The sequence below is a fragment of the Streptomyces jeddahensis genome, assembly GCF_001642995.1.
In the GTDB taxonomy this organism is placed as follows: domain Bacteria; phylum Actinomycetota; class Actinomycetes; order Streptomycetales; family Streptomycetaceae; genus Streptomyces; species Streptomyces jeddahensis.
This window is the reverse complement of sequence record NZ_LOHS01000088.1, coordinates 145639-164992: the sequence shown is the minus strand read 5'-3', so window position 1 is coordinate 164992 and position 19354 is coordinate 145639. Positions and strand designations below refer to the sequence as shown.

The following is a 19354-nucleotide window of genomic DNA, read 5'->3' as shown; positions in this document are numbered from 1 at the left end:
GCTTGCCGTTAGTCCCGCGGGCCCGCGGGTACCCGGCCTCCCCGGCCGGACCTGGGGGAAGACCGGTTGTCCGCTCTCCCCGGCTCCGCCGCAGGCATCACGGCGAGAGGACGACGGTCATGAGCGACGCACAGCAGGAGAACCCCGTCGAGAAGTACCCGCAGCCGGAGTTCCCGCAGCAGGACCAGCCGCACCCCGGGCTGACCGGCAGTATGGCCCCGCGGCCCGATCACGGTGAGGAGTCCTACCGGGGCAGCGGGCGGCTGAAAGGCCGCCGCACCGTCATCACCGGCGGTGACTCGGGGATAGGGCGGGCCGTGGCGCTCGCCTTCGCCCGCGAGGGCGCCGACGTCCTGTTCAGCCATCTGGCCGAGGAGGAGAAGGACGCTCAGGAGACCGCGCAGCTCGTCGAGGACGCCGGGCGGCGGGCGGTGCCGGTGGAGTGCGACATCCGGGAGGAGAGCGCCTGCCGGAGCCTGGTCGACCGTGCGGTCGCGGAGTTCGGCGGCATCGACGTCCTGGTCAACAACGCCGCCTACCAGATGGCGCAGTCCGAGGGGATCGAGGCGATCACCACCGAGCAGTTCGACCGTGTGATGCGCACCAACCTCTACGGGATGTTCTGGCTCTGCAAGATGTCCCTGCCGCACATCCCCGAGGGCGGCAGCATCATCAACAGCACGTCCGTGCAGGCGTACAAGCCGAAACCGCATCTGCTCGACTACGCCACCACCAAGGGCGCCATCGTCACGTTCACCCAGGGCCTCGCCGCACAGCTGGCTCCCCGGGGCATCCGCGTCAACGCCGTGGCGCCCGGCCCGGTATGGACGCCGCTCATCCCGGCGACGCTGCCCGACACCACCGAGTTCGGGAAGCAGTCCCCGCTGCAGCGCCCGGCGCAGCCCGCCGAGATGGCCCCCGCCTACGTCTTCCTCGCATCCGAGGAGGCGAGCTACATCACGGCCGAGATCCTCAACGCGACGGGCGGCGTCCCTCTGCCGTAGCCGCTGCACTACGGTTGGCCGCCGCCGGGCGGGGCGGTTCGTCGCCGCCAGGCTGGGCACTCGTGCGCCGTGGCATCCACGGCGCCGGATCACCGCATCCGCCTCCCGGTTCTGCGAGCAGAGCTGCTCAAACAGACCTTCGTGCACTGGCGTTTCCCGCCGGACGAGGTGCAGAAGCTGCTGCCCGACGGCCTCATCGTGGACGAGTGGGACGGCGCGGCCTGGGTCAGTCTCACGCCGTTCCTCATGGCCGGTGTGCGTCCGGCGTACGTCCCTCTGGCACCGTCCCTGGCCCCTTTCCCCACGACCAACCTGCGCACTTATGTGCGGTGGCCGGGTGGGCGGGACGGGGTGTGGTTCCTGTCCAGCGAGGTCGCCAACCCCGTGATGCTGGCCGCCCGCGTGGTCGGCGCGCCGTACCACGTCGCCGACCTCAGTGTGACCGAGGCGGATGACACCGTGTCCTACGCGGGCACCCGGCGAGGCGGCGGGCCCTCCTACCGCCTGGTCGTCCGCCCAGGCCCGCCCATCAGTCCGACGGAGCTCGACATCTGGCTCTGCGGGCGCTGGCGGGCCTACACCTGGCGACTGGCAACGGTGTTCGAGATTCCCATACGGCACGCCCCATGGGCGCTGAGCAGCGCCACGCTGGAGGACCTGACGGAGAACCTGATCACCGCCGCGGGCCTGCCGCCTCCCGGCGGCGAGCCACTCGTCCACTACTCCGAGGCCATGGGAAACGTCCGCCTGGGGCCGGCGCGCCCCGCCTGGTTGCAGGACCTCGTCTCAGGTGCCTGATACGGGACCAGTTTCGGCAGCAGGCCGACGGGAACCCGGACTTCGTTCGGAGAAGGTAGGTGATCCCCGTGCCAGGCCGTGAAGAGCTCCCTTCGACGCTGCGGCGCTCACCCGAGGACGCGCAGCGCACCTGGATCAAGGCGCACGACTCCGCCGTGGAGACGTACGGGGAAGGCGAGCGGTCACACCGCGTGGCCTACAGCGCGCTGAAGCACAAGTACGAGAAGGTCGGCGACCACTGGGAGCGGAAGGAGAAGGGCCGCAAGGGCCCGTCCGATCCCCGGGCCGCCACGCCGCGGGACAAGGAGGCCCGCAGCGGCGAGGGGGTCGACGAGCAGGCATCGAAGGAGCGGCTCTACGAAGTGGCCGGCAAGCTGGACATCGACGGCCGGTCGCGGATGAGCAAGGCCGAGCTGCTGGACGCCATTCGCAAGGAGAACCGCTCGCGGACGCGCAAGGCGCGCGAGCGCTGAGAACACTCGGGTAGAGCTGAGAGCGCTCACAGCGACGGAGACCCGTGACCCGGGCCGCTGGGCCGGCGGCCCGGGTCACGCTCGTCCCGGGTACGGGCACCGACCGACCGAGCCACGGGGCAAACCGGCGAACCGAGCTGCAGACGCCAGCGCTGTCAGTCCCGTCAGGGTCGGCGCCAGGAGTCGTTCTCCAAGTGGGAACCGGCCTGCGGGCCCATGCGGAGCATGCCGCCGTCCACGACCCAGGACGCGCCCGTGACATAGCTCGCGTCATCGCTTGCCAGGAACGCGATCACGGCGGCGACCTCCCGCGCGTCACCGGGCCGACCGAGGGGTACGCCGGGCCGCCGCTCCGTCCGGACGTCCGTGTCCTCCTGGCCGGTCATCGGCGTGGCGATCTCGCCTGGTGCCACGGCGTTGGCGCGGATGCCGTGTTCGGCCAGTTCCAGCGCCATGACCTGGGTCAGCAGTCCGAGCCCGCCCTTCGCCGCGCAGTACGGCGCGGCGCCCACGCGCGGCTGGTGCTCGTGAACGCTGGTCACGTTGACGACGGCACCCCCGCTCCCCTGACGGATCATGCGGCGGGCCGCCCGCTGGGTGCACAGGAAGGGGCCGACGAGATCGACGTCGATCACCTGCTGCACGGTGGCGTGGTCGAGGTCGAGGAACGGGGTCATGGTGCCGGTGCCCGCGTTGTTGACCAGCACGTCGATGCGGCCGAGTCGATCGGCGAGGCGGTCCACGGCCTCGGCCGCATCGGGCAGCCGGGTGAGGTCCATCTGCTCGAGTTCGGCGCGGCGGCCGAGCTCGCGCACCTCGGCGGCCGTCCCTTCCGCCCCTGCGAGGTCGCGGTGCCAGGTGATGCCGATGTCCATGCCGTGGGCCGCGAGGCGGACGGCGGTGGCGCGCCCGATCCCGGAGTCCGCGCCGGTGACCACCGCGACCCGGGTCACGGCTTCGCCCGTGGCCTCCGGCGGGCTCGTGTCGCTGGGGTTCATCTGCTCAGCCTTCCACTCCGGTCGCATGGTGCGGCGCACCCACGGGCTTGGATTCCGGTGAACCGCGCTGTCGCAGATAGATCGAGAGGATGGCCATGGACGCGATGGCGAGGAATTCGGACTGCCAGTTCTGCAGCGTTCGGCTCCAGAAATCGGCGGAGACGATGTAATCCGGCCAGCTGATGGGCGGCTGAAGCTGCCTCAGCTGTTCCTCGTTGTAGGCGGAGACACCGGTGATCGACTGGGCGAGCCAGGAGAGGACGAAGATGGCGCCCATCACCTGGCCCAGCGAACTCGCGTACACCTTGAGGCGCATGCCTCCGGCGGCCGCCCAGCGTGGGGAGTCCGGTCGTGCGTGCGGGCCGACGCGCTGGTCCTTGTCGGATTCCACACCGATCTTGTCCACGCTCTTGGACTCCGGCGAGCCGCGCTGGACCAGCCAGACGGTGAGGAAGACGTAGAGGAAGAACTGCAGGTATTCGGACTGCCAGTTCTCCATGACGTCGACTCCGAAGTCGGAGGAGGCGATGTAGTCGCCGATGCTGACGGGCTGGAGGCCGTCTGCGGTGAGCTGGTTGTTGAATTCGGCGTGTCCGGCGAAGGCCTGTCCGATCACGGCGAGGAGGAAAGCCGTCCCGAAGGCCAGTCCCAGGCCGTTGTCCCGCAGAAAGCGCCGCACGGTCATCGGCGCAGCACCCCCAGCGTGATGCAGTAGGCCAGGCCGCCCGCGATCACCAGCAGGCACAGCGTGAACATGACGCGCATGAGGCCCTCACCCGCCCTTCAGCGTGCACCGGTAGGGGCGCTGCGGGCGCGGGGTGCACCCGGCCGCGACGACCTTCCAGCCGCCGGGGAACTGCGACAGGAACAGGGTGTCCGCCGGGAACACGACGCGGGCCTGCCGTCCGGCGACGTCGACGCTCTGGACGTCTTCCGGTACCGCGTCGGCGGACGGCACCTCCTCGTCCAGGATTCCCTGCGCGCACGACTTCTTGGCGGACTGCGCGACCTCCTCCCGGGTCTCCGGCGCCAGCGCCTGGCATACGGCGCCTCCGTCCCGCACGCCCAGGGCCCGTTCGAAGTCCAGGGCCGCCGCCATGGCCGCCGTACGCCGCTCCTCCACCGCCCCGCACCCAGTCGTCAGCACCAGGGCGGCTCCGGTCGCCGCCGCTGCCCCCCACTGCCATCGCCATGGCATCCAAATGGCCTCCCGTCCGGCGCTCCACGGGCGTACCGACGGACGGTAACGCCGCTCGGCCGCAGGTCCCGGCTGCCGCGCGTGGGGTGCGGCGGCCGTGTCCCTCCAGTGGCGGACAGGTGGCGGGGCGGCATCCGTCAGAGCCGCCCTTCGGCCATGCGGACGCGGGGCGCGGAGGGCCGGTCGTCCGGTGGACCGGACGGCTGCCGCTGTGGGAGCCGCTCGAGGGCGTCGAGCACTTCGTGCACCGTGATGCGCAGCAGCCGTTCATCCGGGCGGTCCCCGTGGGGGTCCCCCGGACGTACGTCGTCGTCACCCTCATCGGGATGCCACAGGACGCGGTGCATCGGCGAGGGCGGCGGCCCCCACAGCCGCGGTGAGACCGGCCCGAAGAGGACGACGGACGGTGTGCCGAGAGCGGTGGCCAGGTGCCCGAGTCCGGTGTCGCCGACGACGACCGCGCGGGCATGGGCCACGAGGGCGGCCAGCCGGCTGAACGGCACGTCGTCCTCGCCGCCGAGTACGTCGTCGGACGGCAGGCCCGCCTGCCGGGCGACCTCGTGCCCCAGCCGCCCCTCCCCCGCCCCCGCGGTGACGACGATCCGGTGGCCGGCTGCGCGCAACCCCCGAGCGACGGCCGCGAAGCGCTCGGCCGGCCAGCGGCGTGCCGCGGAGTCCGCACCCGGGTGGACGACGACGCAGCCGGGGGCGGACGAGGGCGCCTCGGGGGCGGGGATGCGTAGGTCGTCGGGGTCGGCCGGAATGCCGTACCAGGTGAGCAGGCGGCACCAGCGGGGTCGTTCGTGTTCGTCGGCGCGCCATGCGGGGCCGGTGATCCACGGCGTGTCCGGGTGCGCGTACGCAAGCAGCCTGCCCGGCTGCAGGGTGGCGAGCAGCAGGTGGCTGGGCGGCCCGTTGCCGTGGAGGTCCACCGCGATGTCGGGCGGCGGCCCCGCCCACTCGATCCGGGCGGGCACGGCCCTGCCCGCCGCGGTGGTGGGGAGCAGGCGGTCGACGGCTCCGGTCGCCGCTGCCGCCTCGGCCGTGCGGGCGGGTGCGGCCAGCACGAGTTCGTGACCGGGATGGGCCCTTCGCAGCGCGCGGAGCGCGGGCACGGCGGTGAGCAGATCGCCCAGCCCGAGGGCTCGAAGGACGAGCAGGCGGGGTGGAATGGCGGGCCCCTTGGGGTGTGCGCTCGCTGTCCAGCCGCACCGCACACACTCCGAGCCGTCGCCGACCTGCGGGTACGGAGTGGTGTTGCTGCAGGGCACCGTCATCGGCGGAGCCTCGGTGTGAGAGGGGCCAGTGCCGCGCGGCGGGCCAGTTCTGTGGTGGAGCGGCCGTCCAGGTAGGGCAGAACGATGGCCTGGCCGCCCCACTCCCGCAGTGCGGCTGCCTCGGGCAGTGCGTCGGCGCTGTAGTCGCCGCCCTTGACCCAGAGGTGCGGGCGCAGTTGGCGGAGCAGCGCCTCGGGCGTGTCCTCGTCGAAGACGGCGACGGCGTCCACGCAGCCGAGTCCGGCCAGGACGCGTACGCGGTCGGCCACGGGGTTGATTGGCCGGCCGGGGCCCTTGAGGCGGCGGACGCACGCGTCGGAGTTGACGCAGACGATCAGGCAGTCGCCGGTGCGCCGGGCGTTCTGCAGCAGCCCGACGTGTCCCGCGTGGAGGAGGTCGAAGCAGCCGCCGGTGGCCACGACCGTGCCGCCGCGGGCGCGGACGGACCGGGCGAGGGCGTGTGCGTCGGTGAGATGCCGTTCGTGGCCTTCAGGCGGCGGCGTGCGCTCCGCCGTCTCCCACAGGTCCCGGTTCCCCGCCCCGCCCGCGGCGACGAAGTCCGCCGCTTCGGCCACGGCCCGCACGACGGCTTCCTCGGGCAGGCCGCCGTCGGCGAGGGAGGCCGCGGCCGCGGCGGCGAAGCAGTCGCCGGCGCCGCACGGGTCACCCTGCGCGGGCTGGGGCGCGGGAACGTAGAGCGGGTTGTCGCTTCCGGCACGCGCCAGGATCGCTCCGCGCTCGCCCAGCGTGACGGCGACGGCGGCGGCCCTCCAGCGCTCGGCCAGCCTGGAGCCCCTCCGCGCGTGGGCGCGCAGCGACTCGTCCGCGTCCTCCACACCGATGAGGGAGCGCGCTTCCGTCGAGTTCGGCGTGGCCAGGCGCACGCCGGGGACGGGCGGGCCGCCGCGCGGGTGCGGGTCCCACACGACCGGGACGCGGCGGGCGGCATGGGCGAGTTGGTGCCGGACGGCGGCGGCGGTTCCCCGGCCGTAGTCGGCGACGAGGACGGCGCGGGCCTCGGCCAGTGCGGCGCGCACGGCGTCGCCCGCCCGCCCCGGGGTGCCGCCGCCGCGGTCGATGCGCACCAGCGGGCGGTTCCCGGCCCGTACCCGGGTCTTGACTGCGAGCGTACCGTCCAGGGGGAGTTCGACGAGGCGGAGGCGTGGCTCCAGCATGGCGCGCACGGTCTCGCTCGCGGGGTCGTCGCCCAGCGCCGTGACGAGGACGACCTCGCGTCCGGCCGCCCGTGCGGCCAGGGCGGCGGCGAGGGCGGCCCCGCCGGGACGGCTGTGCTCGCTCACGACGTCGACGACGGGTGCGGGCGCGTCGGGGGCCAGGCGGGTGGCGTCACCGTCGATGTCCTGGTCCAGCAGGGCGTCACCGACGACGACGAGCGGCGGGCGCTGGGCGGTCATGGGGACCTCCTCGGTGTCGGGAGACGACTGCGGTCAGGGGCGGCCGCGCGGGCCGGGGCGCGTCCTCACGCCGCTCCCCAGTGCCCGTGTTCCACCTGCTGCAGGACCGGCTGGGTCGCGGCCGGCACAGCGGAACGGGCGGCTCCCGTCGCCTCGTCGAAGGCCTCGCACAGCAGGTGGAGGGCCACCAGGTGGGCCTCCTGGACGGTGGCGGTGCTGGACGAGGCGATGCACAGGCAGTCGTGCGCATGGGCGGCGAGCGGGTTGGGGCGGGGGCCCGTCATCGCCCACACGCGCAGGCCTGCCTCGTGGCCTGCGGACGCGGCGGCGAGGAGGTTCGGACTGCGTCCCGACGTCGACATCAGCACCAGTACGTCGCCTGGCCGGCCATGGGCGGCGACCTGACGGGCGAACAGCTCCTCGAAGCCGTAGTCGTTGCCGATGGCGGTCACGCTGGAGGTCTCCGCGTGCAGGGCGATCGCGGAGTACGGCGGACGGTCCGCGCGGTAGCGGCCGACGAGTTCGGCGGTGAGGTGCTGGGCCTGGGCGGCGCTGCCGCCGTTTCCGGCGGCCAGCAGCCGGCCGCCGAGCGGAAGGACCGCGGCGAGGTGCAGGCCCCACCGGGTGACCTGGTCGAGGCCGTGCTCCCGGAACCGGGCCAGGGCGTCCTGGATCGACTGGCAGTGCTCGTGCGCCGCGTGGAGGGACGGCGAGTGGAGAGGTTCGGTCATGGCTGGCGGTCCGGCCTGCCGGCGTCCGCACGGACGGCGGCGGTCCCGGCCCGTACCCCCTTCGCGAGTGTGAGGTCGGTCAGCGGCCGGTTGCGGTCCTGCGTCACGCCGCTCCGGGAATTCCCGCCGGGCGCCGTGCCAGGACGTCCCGGTAGACGGCCTCGGTGGCCGCGGCCACCCGGTCCCATCCGTAGCGGGCCAGGACGCGCCTGCGTCCCGCCGCGCCGCAGGCGGCACGCTGCACGGGGTCGTCGAGCAGTTCGCCGACGGCCTGGGCGAGGGCGACGGGGTCGCGCGGCGGTACGAGCCGGCCCGTGCCGGGGTCGGCCACGGTGTCCTGCTGTCCGCCGACCGCGCTGGCGACCACGGGGGTTCCGCAGCCCATGGCCTCGAGCGGCACGATGCCGAAGGGCTCGTAGTACGCCGGGCAGAGCACGAGGTCGGCGCTGCGCAGCAGGGCGGGGACGTCCTCGCGGGGCAGCCCGCCGGTGAAGCGGACGCGGTCGACCACGCCGAGGTCCTGGGCCAGGGCGCGCAGGCGCCGTACTTCTGGATCGCCGTCGAGGTGGTCGGCCAGAGGCCCGCCGGCGATGACGAGTTCGGCGTCCGTCAGCAGGGCGAGCGCGGCGATGGAGACGTCGGTGCCCTTGCGCGGGACCAGCCGGCCGACCTGGACGAGCCGGTGGCGGCCGGGGGTGCGCGGTGCCACCGGTCCCTGCGGTGTAAAGCGTTCGGGGTCGACACCGCACGGCACGATGGCCGTCCGGCCGGGGGACAGTCCCATGGCGGCCAGTTCACGGACCTCGTCGCGGCAGGTCGCGATGATGCGGTCGCAGCCCTCGCCGACGGTGGTCTCCCATCCGATCCGCTCCGGAGGGCTGGTGTCGGCCTCCTTCTGGTGGCGCCGCTTCACCGTGCCCAGTGCGTGATACGTGTGCGTGAAGGGCAGGCCCAGCTCGCCGGCGGCCTGGAGCGTGGCGATGCCGGACATCCAGAAGTGCGAGTGCACCATGTCGGGCGGTTCGCTTCCCCACTGCCCCGCCAGGTGGCGGCCGAACTCGGGCATGTGCGGGAGGAGTTCGTCCTTGGGTATCGATCGGGCGGGTCCGGCGGGTACGTGCCGTACCTCGACTCCCGGCCGCAACGGCACGGATGGTGGCAGCTCCGGCGCGTCGCGGCGGGTGTAGACCGTGACCCGGTGGCCGCGGTCGGCGAGCGCCCCGGCGAGCTGGGCGACGTGGACGTTCTGGCCGCCCGCGTCCACACCGCCCAGGACCGCGAGTGGGCTGGCGTGCTCCGAGACGAGCGCGATGGCCAGACCGCCGGCGCGGTCGTCGCGCGCGTCCTTGCGCAGGTCACTGCCCAGGTCGCTGCGCGTCTCCGTGCGCGGGGTGTTGCGCGTCTCCTTGCGCGGGGTGTTGCGCGGCGTGTTGCGCGTCATCAGCGGGTCACCTCCTCCATCAGCCGCTCCCAGTCGCCCAGGAAGCGCTTGAGTCCGTACCGGTCGAGGGCCGCGCGGCGGGCCCGTGCTCCGTCCTCGGCCGCGGCTTCGGGGTCGTCGAGATAGGTACGGGCGGCCCGGGCGAGGACGTCCGGGCGCGTCGACAGCACCCCCGCGCCGGGCGGCACAGCCTCGACCGCCTCGGTCGTGGCCAGGGCGACGACGGGCATCCCGAGGTGCATGGCCTCGAGGAGGGAGAGCCCGAGCGAGGTCCAGCGCACCGGGTGCAGGTAGAGGCGGCGCTGCGCCATGGCCGTGTGCAGCTGCGACTGAGGGAGGTCCTGGGCGCGGCAGCGGTCAGGGGGCAGTCCGAGGTGCCCGGCGAGCCCTTCGGTCCGCATGCCGAAGACATCGAGGGGTGCCGCCTCGCTCAGCGCGGACAGCAGGTCGGTTCCGGTGTAACGGCCGCGGCGTACGGGCTCGTTGACGACGACGGCGGCACGTTCGAGCCTGCCTGTGTACTGGTGGCCGGGGTCGACGATGCCGTGTTCGATGACGGCGGTGCGGGTGCGGCCGTTGTCCCAGAAGAGCCGGTTGAAGTGGGTGACGTGCACCACGACCAGGTCGTCGCGGTCGGCGCAGGGATGGCGGCTTTCGGGGACGTTCCGGTCTGGAGCGTTGTGCTCAAGGTAGACGGCGGGCACGTCGCGTCCGGGGCGGCGGCCGCCGAGCCAGCGCTCGGCCAGGGCGGCCTCGTGCGGCCGCTGCAGGATGACCAGGTCCACAGGCGTGTCGCGCAGTTGTTCAGGCGCCATTTCGACGGCGGAGGAGGGCCAGGAGAACGTACGGGCCCGGCCGCGGCCTTCAGGGCCGCGGTCCGGCAGGACCGGCAGCAGATAGGTGTGCGGACCCTGGACGAACGACGTGGTCCAGGAGCCGTGCACATGCCAGATCAGGATGTTCATGCGGTCACCTCCGGATGGCTGCAGGACCGCCTTCCGCCGCCACCAGCGAGGCGACGGCATCGAGCACGTCCGCATCGGTCACCGAGTCGAGGCAGGGGTGTCCCGGTACCGGGCAGATGCGGGCGCGGGTGCCTGCGCACGGCGCGTCCTGCCGGCCGAGCAGGACGTGCGGTACGCGGTAGGGCGCCCAGCGTTCTGCCGGTACGACGGGCGCGAAGAGGCAGACGACCGGGGTGCCGACGGCCGCGGCGAGGTGCGAGGGGCCGGTGTTGCCCGTCACCACGGCGCGCGCCCCGGCCAGCACCCCCGCGAGCTCCGGGAAGCCGGTACGGCCGCCGAGGTCGAGGGCGCAATCCGCGGCGACGTCGGCGGTGAGTTCCTTCTCCGCTGGGCCGCCGGTGACCACGACGCGGTGGCCTGCCGCGTCCAGCGCGGCGACGGCGCGCGCGGCCCGCTCGGGGCTCCAGGCGCGGGCCGGCACGGCGGCCCCGGGGTGAACGACGACGTACGGATCGGTGCCGGTGAGGGGCGTGGTGTCGGGAGGCTCGACGATGTGCAGGGCTCCGTCGTCGCCGGGCGGGAGGGCGAAGCCGGCCGCCTCGGCGAGGTCGAGAGCGGCGCGTGCCTCGTGCCGGTGCGGGACTCGGTGGTGCCGCAGGTCGAGGAGCGATCCGGGGTAGTGCTCGCTGTCCGCGCCGACCCAGGGGATGCCGGCCGTTTTCAGGAGCAGGGCGGCGGGGAGCGGGCTCTGGTGGTAGGAGGCGAGGACCAGGGCGCGGTCGAAGCGGCGGGCCGCCACGGCATCGACGAGCGCGTCGACGGTGTCACGCCGGACGGGGCCGGGGTCGAGTCCCACCCACGGTGCGTCGTACACCAGCACCTCGTCCACGCCGGGCAGCAGCCGCGCAGCGCGTTCGCCGAGCGGGCCGCACAGGACCGCGGTGTGCGCGGAGCCCGCGGCGACGGCCCGCACGGCGGGAGAGGCGAGCAGGACGTCGCCGGCGCTGTCGAGCCGGACGACGAGGGTGCGGGGCCGCGCGCGGTTCCCGGCCAGGTGCCCGGTCAAGGGGCACCTCCCGCCCGTACCCGGCGGCTCAGCAGACCCTGCACGGCGGTCAGCAGGTCGGGGGCCGTCTCCGGGGCCTGGGCGATCTCCTGTCGCAGGGTGATCTCCGTGGGGACCAGGACGCCCCGCGCGCCCGCCGCGCGCGCGGCCTCCATGTCGCTGCCGATGTCGCCGATGACTGCGGCCTGGCGCGGGTCGACGCCGAGCCGTGCGCAGACGGCGAGGACGAGACCGGGGGCGGGCTTGCGGCACGTGCAGCGATCGTCGGGGCTGTGCGGGCACACGGCCCAGATGCCGACGGGGCCGAGCAGCTCCTCGACGCGTCGCTGCACGGCCACGACCTGAGGGCGGGCGATCAGGCCCCGGCCGACCCCCGACTGGTTGCTGACGACACCGACCGGCAGGCCGTGGGCTCGTACGGCGTCGAGGGCGGCACGGGCCGTGGGCATGGGCCGTACGCGTGCGGGGTCGCCGTTGTAGGGCACGTCCTCGATCAGCGTGCCGTCGCGGTCGAACAGCACCGCGGACGGCAGGGGCCCTGCCCGGGGACGCGTGTGTGCGAGCTGCCGGTGGCGGGCGCCTGCGGCGAACAGCCACGGACCGCTCTGGGCTGTGGCCCCTGATGCCAGTGGGGCTGATGTGGCCATCACACCCTCCTGGTATCCGTATGAAGCGCCACCAAACGTAGCGTTCGATGACAATCAGCGGAGAAACACCCGAAACCCCTGGCGGGCGCGGGCGTCGCACTACGCGCGCGCATCGAACGCCGTCCGGTCCGGTGCAGCGGTCTGCCGGGGACGAGGGCGGCCGTCGTGGCGCTGGACGAAGCCGTGAGTCCAGAGGCCCTTGACCCAGTGGGCCGCCGCGACCGGCGGGATGAGCACGCTGCTGGCCGCCATCGTGGCGATCTCGTCGCGGGTCCGCGGCCCGGGCAGGATGCGCGCCACGGCGAACTCCGCGGTTCCGGCCAACCACAGCGCCGCTGTCACGGCCGCCGTACGCCGACGGCCCGCCGCGGCGCACACCAGGCCGGCCGCGGCTGCCGCCGTGACGGCGAGGTGCCGGGGCAGGCGGCCCCGCGGCGCGCCGGCCCGCTCCCACCAGTCACGGCCGTGGATGCGGTTCATCAGCACGTCGTCCGCGTTGCCGGCCTGCGTCCTCACCGACACCCAGCGGTCCGCGGGCCGGACCGGATGGGTCGTACGGCGCCGGCCCACGGTGAGCTCCCAGCCCGCATCGGCGATCCGCAGCGCCAGGTCGGCGTCCTCGCGGAAGGCGCGGGGAAAGCGCTCGTCGAACCCGCCGACGGCCTCCAGGCCCGCGCGGCGGTAGGCCATGTCCGCCGTGATCCAGCGGGCCGTGGCCAGCCCGGCGGTGTTCCGTTCCCAGTCGGTGGCGCGCCGGTCCTGCGGGAGCGGGACGCTGATGCGGCCCTGTATGCCTGCCGTACGGGGACCGGCCGCCGCGAGGTCGGCGGCGAGGTCCGCAGCCCAGGTCGGACTGGGCACGACATCGTCGTCGAGGAAGGCGATCCAGGGCTCGGGGGCTGCTGTCCATCCGGTGTTCCGGGCTGCGGCGGGACCGGCGGCGCGGCCCCGGACGATTTCGACGAGCGGCCGGAGCGCGTCGGGTATCGCGTCCGCCGGCGAGGACGGCTCGCCGGGCGGCCGGCGGTCGTCGACCAGCACGATCCGGCGCGGGCGCGGCCCTTGGCCGGTGGCCAGTGCACGCAGGCACACGGACAGGCTGGGGCGGCCCAGCGTGGGGATGACGATCGCGTACGCGGGATCCGGGCCGTCCCCGCGGGGCCGGTGCCCTTGGTGCCCGCTCACCGGCCTCCCCCGTCGTCCGCGGCCGCCCCCTCCGAGCGCCCGCCCGCGAAGAACACCCCGCGGCGGACCACGAACGGGCCGATGGCCAGGAGGTCCACGGGGGCGGATCCGAAGCACTCGAGGGCGTCGCGGGGATCGTCGACCATCGGGCGGCCGGCCGTGTTGAGGCTGGTGTTGACGACGACGGGCAGGCCCGTCAGCCGTTCGAAGCAGCCGAGCATCCGGGCCACCAGCGGTTCGGTGGCCGGGTCGACGGTCTGGATGCGGGCCGTGCCGTCCACGTGCACGACGGCCGGGATGCGCTCGCGCCATTCGGAAGCCACGTCGTGCACGAAGAGCATGTACGGGCTGGGCAGCGGGCCGTCGAAGATCTCGGCCGCGCGGTCGGCCAGCACCATGGGCGCGACGGGCCGGAACTGCTCCCGCCCCTTGACGTCGTTGAGCCGCTCGAGGTTGCCCGAGCGCCCGGGGTGGGCCAGCAGGGAACGGTGTCCGAGGGCCCGCGGACCGTATTCGGCGCGGCCCTGGAACCAGGCGACGATGGCGTCGTCGGCGAGCGCCTCGGCTACCGTCTCGGCGACGTCGGCGGGGCGCTCGTAGGGCACGGCGGCGGTCTTCAGCCAGGCCTCCAACTCGGCGTCCGACCAGCCGCGCCCGAGATCGGCGCCCGCCATCGGCTCGGTGTGCTCGCCGCCTTCCGCCGCCAGGTACAGGGCGCCTCCGAGCGCGGTCCCGGCGTCACCGGCGGCGGGCTGCACCCACACCCGGTCGAACGGACCTTCCCGCGCGATACGGGAGTTGGCGACGCAGTTGAGCGCCACTCCCCCGGCCATGGTGAGGACCCGGTCGCCGGTCTGCCCGTGCAGCCAGCGGACAAGATCCAGCAGCGTCTCCTCCAGGCACACCTGGGCGCTGGCCGCGAGGTCGGCGTGGTCCTGCGACCACGCCTCGCCGGGCCGTACCGGACCGCAGAACTCCGTCCACGGCACCCCGGTGGCATGGAAGCCGCCGTCGCCGGTGGCGTACACGTACTTCCGGAGCTCCGGCAGCATCCGCGGGGTGCCGTAGGAGGCCAGGGCCATCACCTTGTACTCGTCGGAGGAGCGCAGGAAGCCCAGGTGCTCGGTGAGTTCCTCGTAGACGAGGCCGAGGGAGTGCGGCAGCCGCTGGCCGTGGAGGGGTTCCAGGTGGTCGCCGACACGCCGGGCGGCCAGGTGCGATGTGGCTTCGCCGCGGCCGTCGAGGACCAGTACGGAGGAGGGTTCGGCGTCCGGGGCGGCCAGTGCGCTCGACGCGGCGTGCGCCATGTGGTGGGGGACGAACCTCACCTTGCGGGGGTCGAGCCCGGGAAGCGCGGTGCGCAGGAAGCGGGGAGCCTGTTCGGCGTACATGAGCCGCAGGTGGTCCCAGGGGTCGTCGAGCCCCATCTCGCCAGCCGGGCGGGCCAGGGCCGGGGAGAAGGAGTACGCGACGGCGTCCAGGTCCTCGGGCCTGAGACCGGCCTGGCGCAGACACCATGAAGCCGATTTCTCCGGGAGTTCCCAGGCGGAGAACGGCACCGGCCGCTTGCCGTGCTTGCGCCGCGTGAACCGTTCCTCCTCCGCCGCTGCAACGGTGTGCCCGTCGATGACGAGAGCGGCGGCCGGGTCGTGGAAGAGAGCGTTGATGCCGAGAACGCGCATAGGGGTGCCCTTTCGGCGGCCCGGTGGCCGCGGTCGGTCACTGACGGCGTGAGGGGGCGGGCGGCTCGGCGGATCAGCCGGCCTTCTGCCCGCGGTACCAGCCGATCGTCCGGGCGAGGCCCTCGTCGGCGGAGATCTGCGGCTCCCACTGGAGCTTGTCGCGGGCAAGCGTGATGTCCGGGCAGCGCACGGCGGGATCATCGGCGGGTCGCTCGATGAAGCGGACGGTGGAGTCCGATCCCGCCAGTTCAATGATCTTGTACGCCAGGTCGAGCATCGTGATCTCGTCGGGATTGCCGATGTTGACGGGCCCGGGCAGATCGGATGCGGCCATGGCGAGGATGCCGCGCACGGTGTCGTCGACATAGGCGAGGGAGCGGGTCTGCCCCCCGTCGCCGGTGACGGTGAGCGGTTCGCCGGCCAGCGCCTGGCGGACGAAGGTGGGCACCGCGCGGCCGTCGTACCCGCGCATGCGCGGGCCGTAGGTGTTGAACAGCCGCACGATGCCTGTTGCGGTGCCGTGCACCCCCGCCTCGGCTGTGGTGAGCGCCTCGCCGAACCGCTTGGCCTCGTCGTACACACTGCGCGGTCCGACCGGGTTGACGTTGCCCCAGTAACTCTCACTCTGCGGATGCTGCTGCGGATCGCCGTACGCCTCCGAGGTGGAGGCGAGCACGAAGCGTGCTCCGTGACGGCGGGCGAGCATCAGCGCGTTGCGGGTGCCCAGACTGCCGGTCTCGAGCGTGTGCAGCGGCAGGCGCAGATAGTCGGCGGGCGAGGCCGGGGACGCGAAGTGCAGGACGAGGTCGGTGGGCCGTGCGATGTCGAACGGCTCGGTGACGTCGGCCCGCAGCAGGCTGAACTCCGGCCGGCCCGCGAGCTGGGCCACGTTCTCGGGCGTACCCGTGCAGAAGTCGTCGACGCAGGTCACAGCGGTTCCCTCGGCGATCAGCGCGGTACACAGGTGCGAGCCGACGAAGCCGGCTCCGCCGGTGACCACGGCGTGTTCCCAGCGAGGGGAGGGTGCGGCAGCCATGGAATCTCCCTCCGGCGACGGTGACTCAGGTGCCCTTGCCCTTGAAGACGGCCTGCTGGACCTTGTCCGGGCCGTCGAACTCCTTCTCGCGCAGATGGGAGATCGTCTCGACGACCTTCTGGTCGGCCTTGTTCTTCTTCGCGAGCTCGGTCAGGTGCTCCCGGTCAGTGGGATAGGTGGCGCCTTTCAGGGCCTTCTGCAGATCGGTGGGGTTGATCTCGGCCATGAGGTCCTCCGAGAGTGCGGACTCTGTGCGCCGGGCGGACCCGTGAGGTTCCGCTACGCACTGTTGCGCTCCGCCGAGTACCCCCACCTCTGTCATGAAATCACGCTTCTGACACTTCTACCCCTTAGGCCACTTTCGCCCCTTTTTCCTGAGGGTGTTCGTGGAGGTGGTAGACGGCGAAGGCCCGCCGGATGACCGGCTGGGCGACGTTGCGGACCCGTATGCCGCCGCTGGTGATGCCGTGCTCCGTGCCCTGGTGGGCGTGGCCGTGGACGGCCAGGTCGGCCCCCGCCTCGTCCATCGCCTCGGCCAGCAGATAACTGCCGAGGAAGGGATAGATCTCCAGCGGCTCCCCGGCCAGCGTGTCCGGCACCGGCGAGAAGTGCGTGAGCGCGATACGGAAGGCGCAGCCTGCCTGCTCCAGCTGCTCGAGGGCGGTGCGCAGACCGTCCGCGCAGCTGCGGGTGCGGCGTACGAAGGACTTCATCTCGGGCTCGCCGAACTCGCTGCCGCAGCGCCCCGCGAACCCTCCGCCGAAACCCTTGGTCCCGGCCACGCCAACCAGCGCGTCGCCCACCTGGAAGACGGCGCCCTCGCCTTCCAGCACGGTCACGCCCGCGCTGCGCAGGATGTCCGTCACCTCCTCCGGCCGCTCGTCGTGGTGATCGTGGTTGCCGAGCACGGCGACCACCGGCACCGGCAGCCCGGCCACCTCGTCGGCGACGATCTGCGCCTCGTCGGGCTTGCCGTGGTGGGTGAGGTCTCCGGCCAGCAGCAGCAGGTCCGCGCAGTCGTGCAGGGTGTCGAAGGCCGGGCGGAACAGTCCGCGGCTGTCCCGCCCCATGTGGATGTCCCCGACCGCCGCGACCCGGATCATGAGATCTCCTCGGAGTGGTCTGGAGCGGTGGCGTCGGCCAGCGCGATGTCGGCTCGTACCGGCATGTCCGGCAGCTCCTCGGCGGCGAGGCGGAGGATCGCCTCGCGTTCCTCCGCGGTGGGCGCGGTACCGGTGATGTGGATCGTGTCGCCCCGGGCCTCGATGCGCATGCCGAGCTCGGCCAGCTCCTCGCCGACGAGCCGCTCCTGAAGGCGGGCGATGCGGTACTCGGTGTTCCGCGCCGTCGCGCCGGGCTTGCCGGCAGCCGCGTCAGGTCCGGTCGCCATGGCTGTCCTCCTCCGGCTCGATCACGGTCTCCGGCTCGATCACGGTCTCCGGATCGATCACCTTCTCGGGCTCGATCACGTGCAGACGTTCCAGCAGGTACAGGAAGGCGTCGGGCATGGGTTCGTCGCCGCACTCGCGCCGTATCCGCGACCAGTCGATCTTCTCCCGAAGGGTGCGGGCGATCGGCAGAACCGCACTGAAGTCGCAGTGGTGCTCGCTGAACGCCTTGAGCCGCCCGAGCAGCAGGTCGGTCGCGGTCAGGACGGGCATGCGGACCGACTCCACCATCAGCTCCTCGGCCCCGTTCAGCAGTTCACGGCTCACCGGAGCGCGTGCCATCTGGAAGATCAGGTCGATGTGCTGTCCCCGGCACCGGGCCTTGAGCAGCCAGTCCTCCGGCGGCTGGAAGACCTCCAGGCCGGCCTTGCGCAGCGTGGCGGCGACGGCCTCGGCGTCCTCGGGCAGCACACAGAAGTCGACGTCGTGCTGGAGCGTCGCCGGGCCGCCGTGGGCATACGCCGCCACGCCGCCGGCCAGCGCGAAGGGGTGCTCGCCCGCCTTCAGGAGGGCGGCGACCTCCTTGGCCGCCTCCAGGATGGCCTGCGTGCGGTCCGGGGGCAGCTCGTCGGCGTCCGGGCCGGCGTCGTCGCCACCCGCCCGACCTGCGCCCCGTACCTTCATGGCGTCACTCCCGTGCATCGCTCGTGACTCCCCTGCTCCCGCTCCATGCCGGCGTCGCCTCGTCCCCCGTCCCTGCCCTGGCCTCCCTGTCCCGGCCTCAGGGCCAGGACGGCTCGCTCCGCGGCACCACCACGAGCTCCGGCACCACGCTGCCCGCCGGTACGGACAGGGCGTACAGGACGGTGTCGGCGACGATGTCCGGGCTCTGCAGCTTCGAGGTGTCCGCGTCGGGGAAGCGCTCGAGCACGAACGGGGTCTCCATGCCGCCCGCGATGATCCCGGTGACACCGATGCCCAGGCAGTCCCGCTGGGCTTCCTTGAACAGCGTGTGTGTGAAGGCCCGCAGCCCCGACTTGCTCGCCGCGTACGGCCCGGCCTCGGTCCACGTGCGGTTCGACGCCGTGGAGAGGACGTTCACGATATGCCCGTGGCCCCGGGCGACCATCCGCCGGTACGCCTCCAGGCACAGGTACATCGGCCCCAGCAGGTTGGTGGCGACCACGCGGGTGACCTCGTCGGCCGTCAGATGCTCGACCGGTTTGGAGACGTCGACGGCGGCGTTGTTCACCAGGACGTCCACCGGCTGCGCCCGGCCGTCCAGCTCCCGGAACAGCTCCGCGGCAGCGGCGGCGTCGCGCACGTCCAGCTCCGCGAACCCGGCGTCGTACCCCTTCTCGGTGAGGGCGGCGCAGAGTTTCTCCGCCTCGTCCCGGCGGACGTCCGCCACCGTCACCGACGCGGCGGCTGCCGCCAGGCGCCGCGTGATCGACGCACCGAGACCGCGGGCACCGCCGGTGACCAGCGCGTGACGGCCGCCGAGACCCGGCCGGTCCGCCCCGCTCACCGTTCCTCGTCCTGCTTCTCGACGCCCTTCAGGGCTTCATCGTGCGCGGTACCGCCCTCCGTCTGGTAACCCTCGCGGGAACTGGCGGTCCCGGGGATCGCACGGTCCTGCGCCGTGCTCTCCGCCCCCGAGTGGGCGCCGGGCTCCTCCTGGCTCCGCGCCCGCTGTCGCGCTCGAGCGCCCGCACGGGGCTCCTTCGGGTCCTTCGAGGACTTACGGCTCATGGCGTGCTCCTCACGTACGACGCGTACGACCGGAACGCAGCACGACGCAGCGCCTACGACCGGCCGGTACGACCAGCCGTCGAGTTGCCCGCGGGAGGGGCTTGAAACGGGACGGGGTTGTCACAAGCCCGTCCGGCGTGGCAACAAGCCCGTCCGGCGTTTGAGGACGAGCATGAGCGGCACCACCAAGCCCGTCCGGCGTTTGAGGACGAGGCCGTCAAGGCCGAAAGGGGGCCCGGGGGCAGAGCCCCCGGGACGGGAAGGGAAGGGGCGGAGGGGGCGAAACCCAGGATCCCCG

General features: G+C 73.1%; 22 protein-coding genes. 3 read left to right on the top strand and 19 right to left on the bottom strand.

What is annotated here, in order from left to right:
• Window positions 1-119: 119 nt before the first annotated feature.
• From STSP_RS19870 to STSP_RS19860, 3 genes are all read left to right on the top strand, one after another.
• Window positions 120-1004: an SDR family oxidoreductase gene (locus STSP_RS19870; protein WP_067279702.1), complete on the top strand. Its 885-nt coding sequence runs from the start codon at window positions 120-122 to the stop codon at window positions 1002-1004.
• 69 nt (window positions 1005-1073) lie between these two features.
• On the top strand, window positions 1074-1802 hold the full coding sequence (locus STSP_RS19865; RefSeq protein WP_067279701.1) for a YqjF family protein: 729 nt from the start codon (window positions 1074-1076) through the stop codon (window positions 1800-1802).
• Window positions 1803-1870: 68 nt separating this feature from the next.
• The gene (locus STSP_RS19860) at window positions 1871-2275 is read left to right on the top strand and encodes a ChaB family protein (RefSeq protein ID WP_067279819.1); all 405 of its coding nucleotides are present in this window, start codon (window positions 1871-1873) and stop codon (window positions 2273-2275) included.
• 164 nt (window positions 2276-2439) lie between these two features.
• On the opposite strand, the gene STSP_RS19855 is transcribed toward STSP_RS19860, so the two are convergent.
• The 19 genes from STSP_RS19855 to STSP_RS19765 form a co-directional block, all read right to left on the bottom strand.
• Window positions 2440-3273: an SDR family oxidoreductase gene (locus tag STSP_RS19855; protein WP_078067339.1), complete on the bottom strand. Its 834-nt coding sequence runs from the start codon at window positions 3271-3273 to the stop codon at window positions 2440-2442.
• 4 nt (window positions 3274-3277) lie between these two features.
• Complete coding sequence (locus tag STSP_RS19850) at window positions 3278-3958, bottom strand: DUF6766 family protein (RefSeq protein WP_067279699.1); 681 nt, start codon at window positions 3956-3958, stop codon at window positions 3278-3280.
• Between the two features lie 87 nt (window positions 3959-4045).
• Window positions 4046-4471 carry a hypothetical protein gene (locus tag STSP_RS19845; RefSeq protein ID WP_067279697.1) on the bottom strand — a complete coding sequence of 142 codons (426 nt, stop codon included), beginning with the start codon at window positions 4469-4471 and terminating at the stop codon, window positions 4046-4048.
• Window positions 4472-4608: 137 nt separating this feature from the next.
• Complete coding sequence (locus STSP_RS19840) at window positions 4609-5748, bottom strand: glycosyltransferase family 9 protein (protein WP_078067331.1); 1140 nt, start codon at window positions 5746-5748, stop codon at window positions 4609-4611.
• Window positions 5745-7163 (bottom strand): D-glycero-beta-D-manno-heptose 1-phosphate adenylyltransferase, encoded by a 1419-nt coding sequence (gene rfaE2, locus STSP_RS19835; RefSeq protein ID WP_067279696.1) that lies wholly within the window; start codon window positions 7161-7163, stop codon window positions 5745-5747. The genes STSP_RS19840 and rfaE2 overlap by 4 nt, the downstream gene beginning before the upstream one ends.
• A 65-nt stretch (window positions 7164-7228) precedes the next feature.
• On the bottom strand, window positions 7229-7894 hold the full coding sequence (locus STSP_RS19830; protein WP_067279691.1) for a D-sedoheptulose-7-phosphate isomerase: 666 nt from the start codon (window positions 7892-7894) through the stop codon (window positions 7229-7231).
• Between the two features lie 103 nt (window positions 7895-7997).
• On the bottom strand, window positions 7998-9335 hold the full coding sequence (locus tag STSP_RS19825) for a glycosyltransferase (protein ID WP_078067330.1): 1338 nt from the start codon (window positions 9333-9335) through the stop codon (window positions 7998-8000).
• Window positions 9335-10300 carry a glycosyltransferase gene (locus STSP_RS19820; protein ID WP_067279689.1) on the bottom strand — a complete coding sequence of 322 codons (966 nt, stop codon included), beginning with the start codon at window positions 10298-10300 and terminating at the stop codon, window positions 9335-9337. The genes STSP_RS19825 and STSP_RS19820 overlap by 1 nt, the downstream gene beginning before the upstream one ends.
• Before the next feature lie 4 nt (window positions 10301-10304).
• The gene (locus STSP_RS19815; RefSeq protein ID WP_232789718.1) at window positions 10305-11366 is read right to left on the bottom strand and encodes a glycosyltransferase family 9 protein; all 1062 of its coding nucleotides are present in this window, start codon (window positions 11364-11366) and stop codon (window positions 10305-10307) included.
• Complete coding sequence (locus tag STSP_RS19810; RefSeq protein ID WP_078067329.1) at window positions 11363-12013, bottom strand: D-glycero-alpha-D-manno-heptose-1,7-bisphosphate 7-phosphatase; 651 nt, start codon at window positions 12011-12013, stop codon at window positions 11363-11365. Before STSP_RS19810 ends, STSP_RS19815 begins: the two co-directional genes overlap by 4 nt.
• 99 nt (window positions 12014-12112) lie before the next feature.
• Window positions 12113-13198 carry a glycosyltransferase family 2 protein gene (locus STSP_RS19805; RefSeq protein ID WP_107441348.1) on the bottom strand — a complete coding sequence of 362 codons (1086 nt, stop codon included), beginning with the start codon at window positions 13196-13198 and terminating at the stop codon, window positions 12113-12115.
• Window positions 13195-14880 (bottom strand): carbamoyltransferase family protein, encoded by a 1686-nt coding sequence (locus STSP_RS19800; protein WP_067279687.1) that lies wholly within the window; start codon window positions 14878-14880, stop codon window positions 13195-13197. The genes STSP_RS19805 and STSP_RS19800 overlap by 4 nt, the downstream gene beginning before the upstream one ends.
• A gap of 73 nt (window positions 14881-14953) precedes the next feature.
• Window positions 14954-15916 carry an NAD-dependent epimerase/dehydratase family protein gene (locus STSP_RS19795; RefSeq protein WP_067279686.1) on the bottom strand — a complete coding sequence of 321 codons (963 nt, stop codon included), beginning with the start codon at window positions 15914-15916 and terminating at the stop codon, window positions 14954-14956.
• 25 nt (window positions 15917-15941) lie between these two features.
• Entirely contained in the window at window positions 15942-16142 is a 201-nt protein-coding gene (locus STSP_RS19790) for a DUF2795 domain-containing protein (protein WP_067279684.1), read from the bottom strand.
• Window positions 16143-16266: 124 nt separating this feature from the next.
• Window positions 16267-17019: a metallophosphoesterase family protein gene (locus STSP_RS19785; RefSeq protein WP_067279682.1), complete on the bottom strand. Its 753-nt coding sequence runs from the start codon at window positions 17017-17019 to the stop codon at window positions 16267-16269.
• Window positions 17016-17306, bottom strand: a complete 291-nt coding sequence (locus tag STSP_RS19780) for a hypothetical protein (RefSeq protein WP_067279681.1) — start codon at window positions 17304-17306, stop codon at window positions 17016-17018. The genes STSP_RS19785 and STSP_RS19780 overlap by 4 nt, the downstream gene beginning before the upstream one ends.
• Window positions 17290-17988: a nucleotidyltransferase family protein gene (locus STSP_RS19775; protein WP_067279680.1), complete on the bottom strand. Its 699-nt coding sequence runs from the start codon at window positions 17986-17988 to the stop codon at window positions 17290-17292. The genes STSP_RS19780 and STSP_RS19775 overlap by 17 nt, the downstream gene beginning before the upstream one ends.
• A gap of 97 nt (window positions 17989-18085) precedes the next feature.
• Complete coding sequence (locus STSP_RS19770) at window positions 18086-18832, bottom strand: SDR family oxidoreductase (protein ID WP_067279678.1); 747 nt, start codon at window positions 18830-18832, stop codon at window positions 18086-18088.
• Complete coding sequence (locus STSP_RS19765) at window positions 18829-19056, bottom strand: hypothetical protein (RefSeq protein ID WP_067279677.1); 228 nt, start codon at window positions 19054-19056, stop codon at window positions 18829-18831. Before STSP_RS19765 ends, STSP_RS19770 begins: the two co-directional genes overlap by 4 nt.
• Between the last annotated feature and the right edge of the window lie 298 nt (window positions 19057-19354).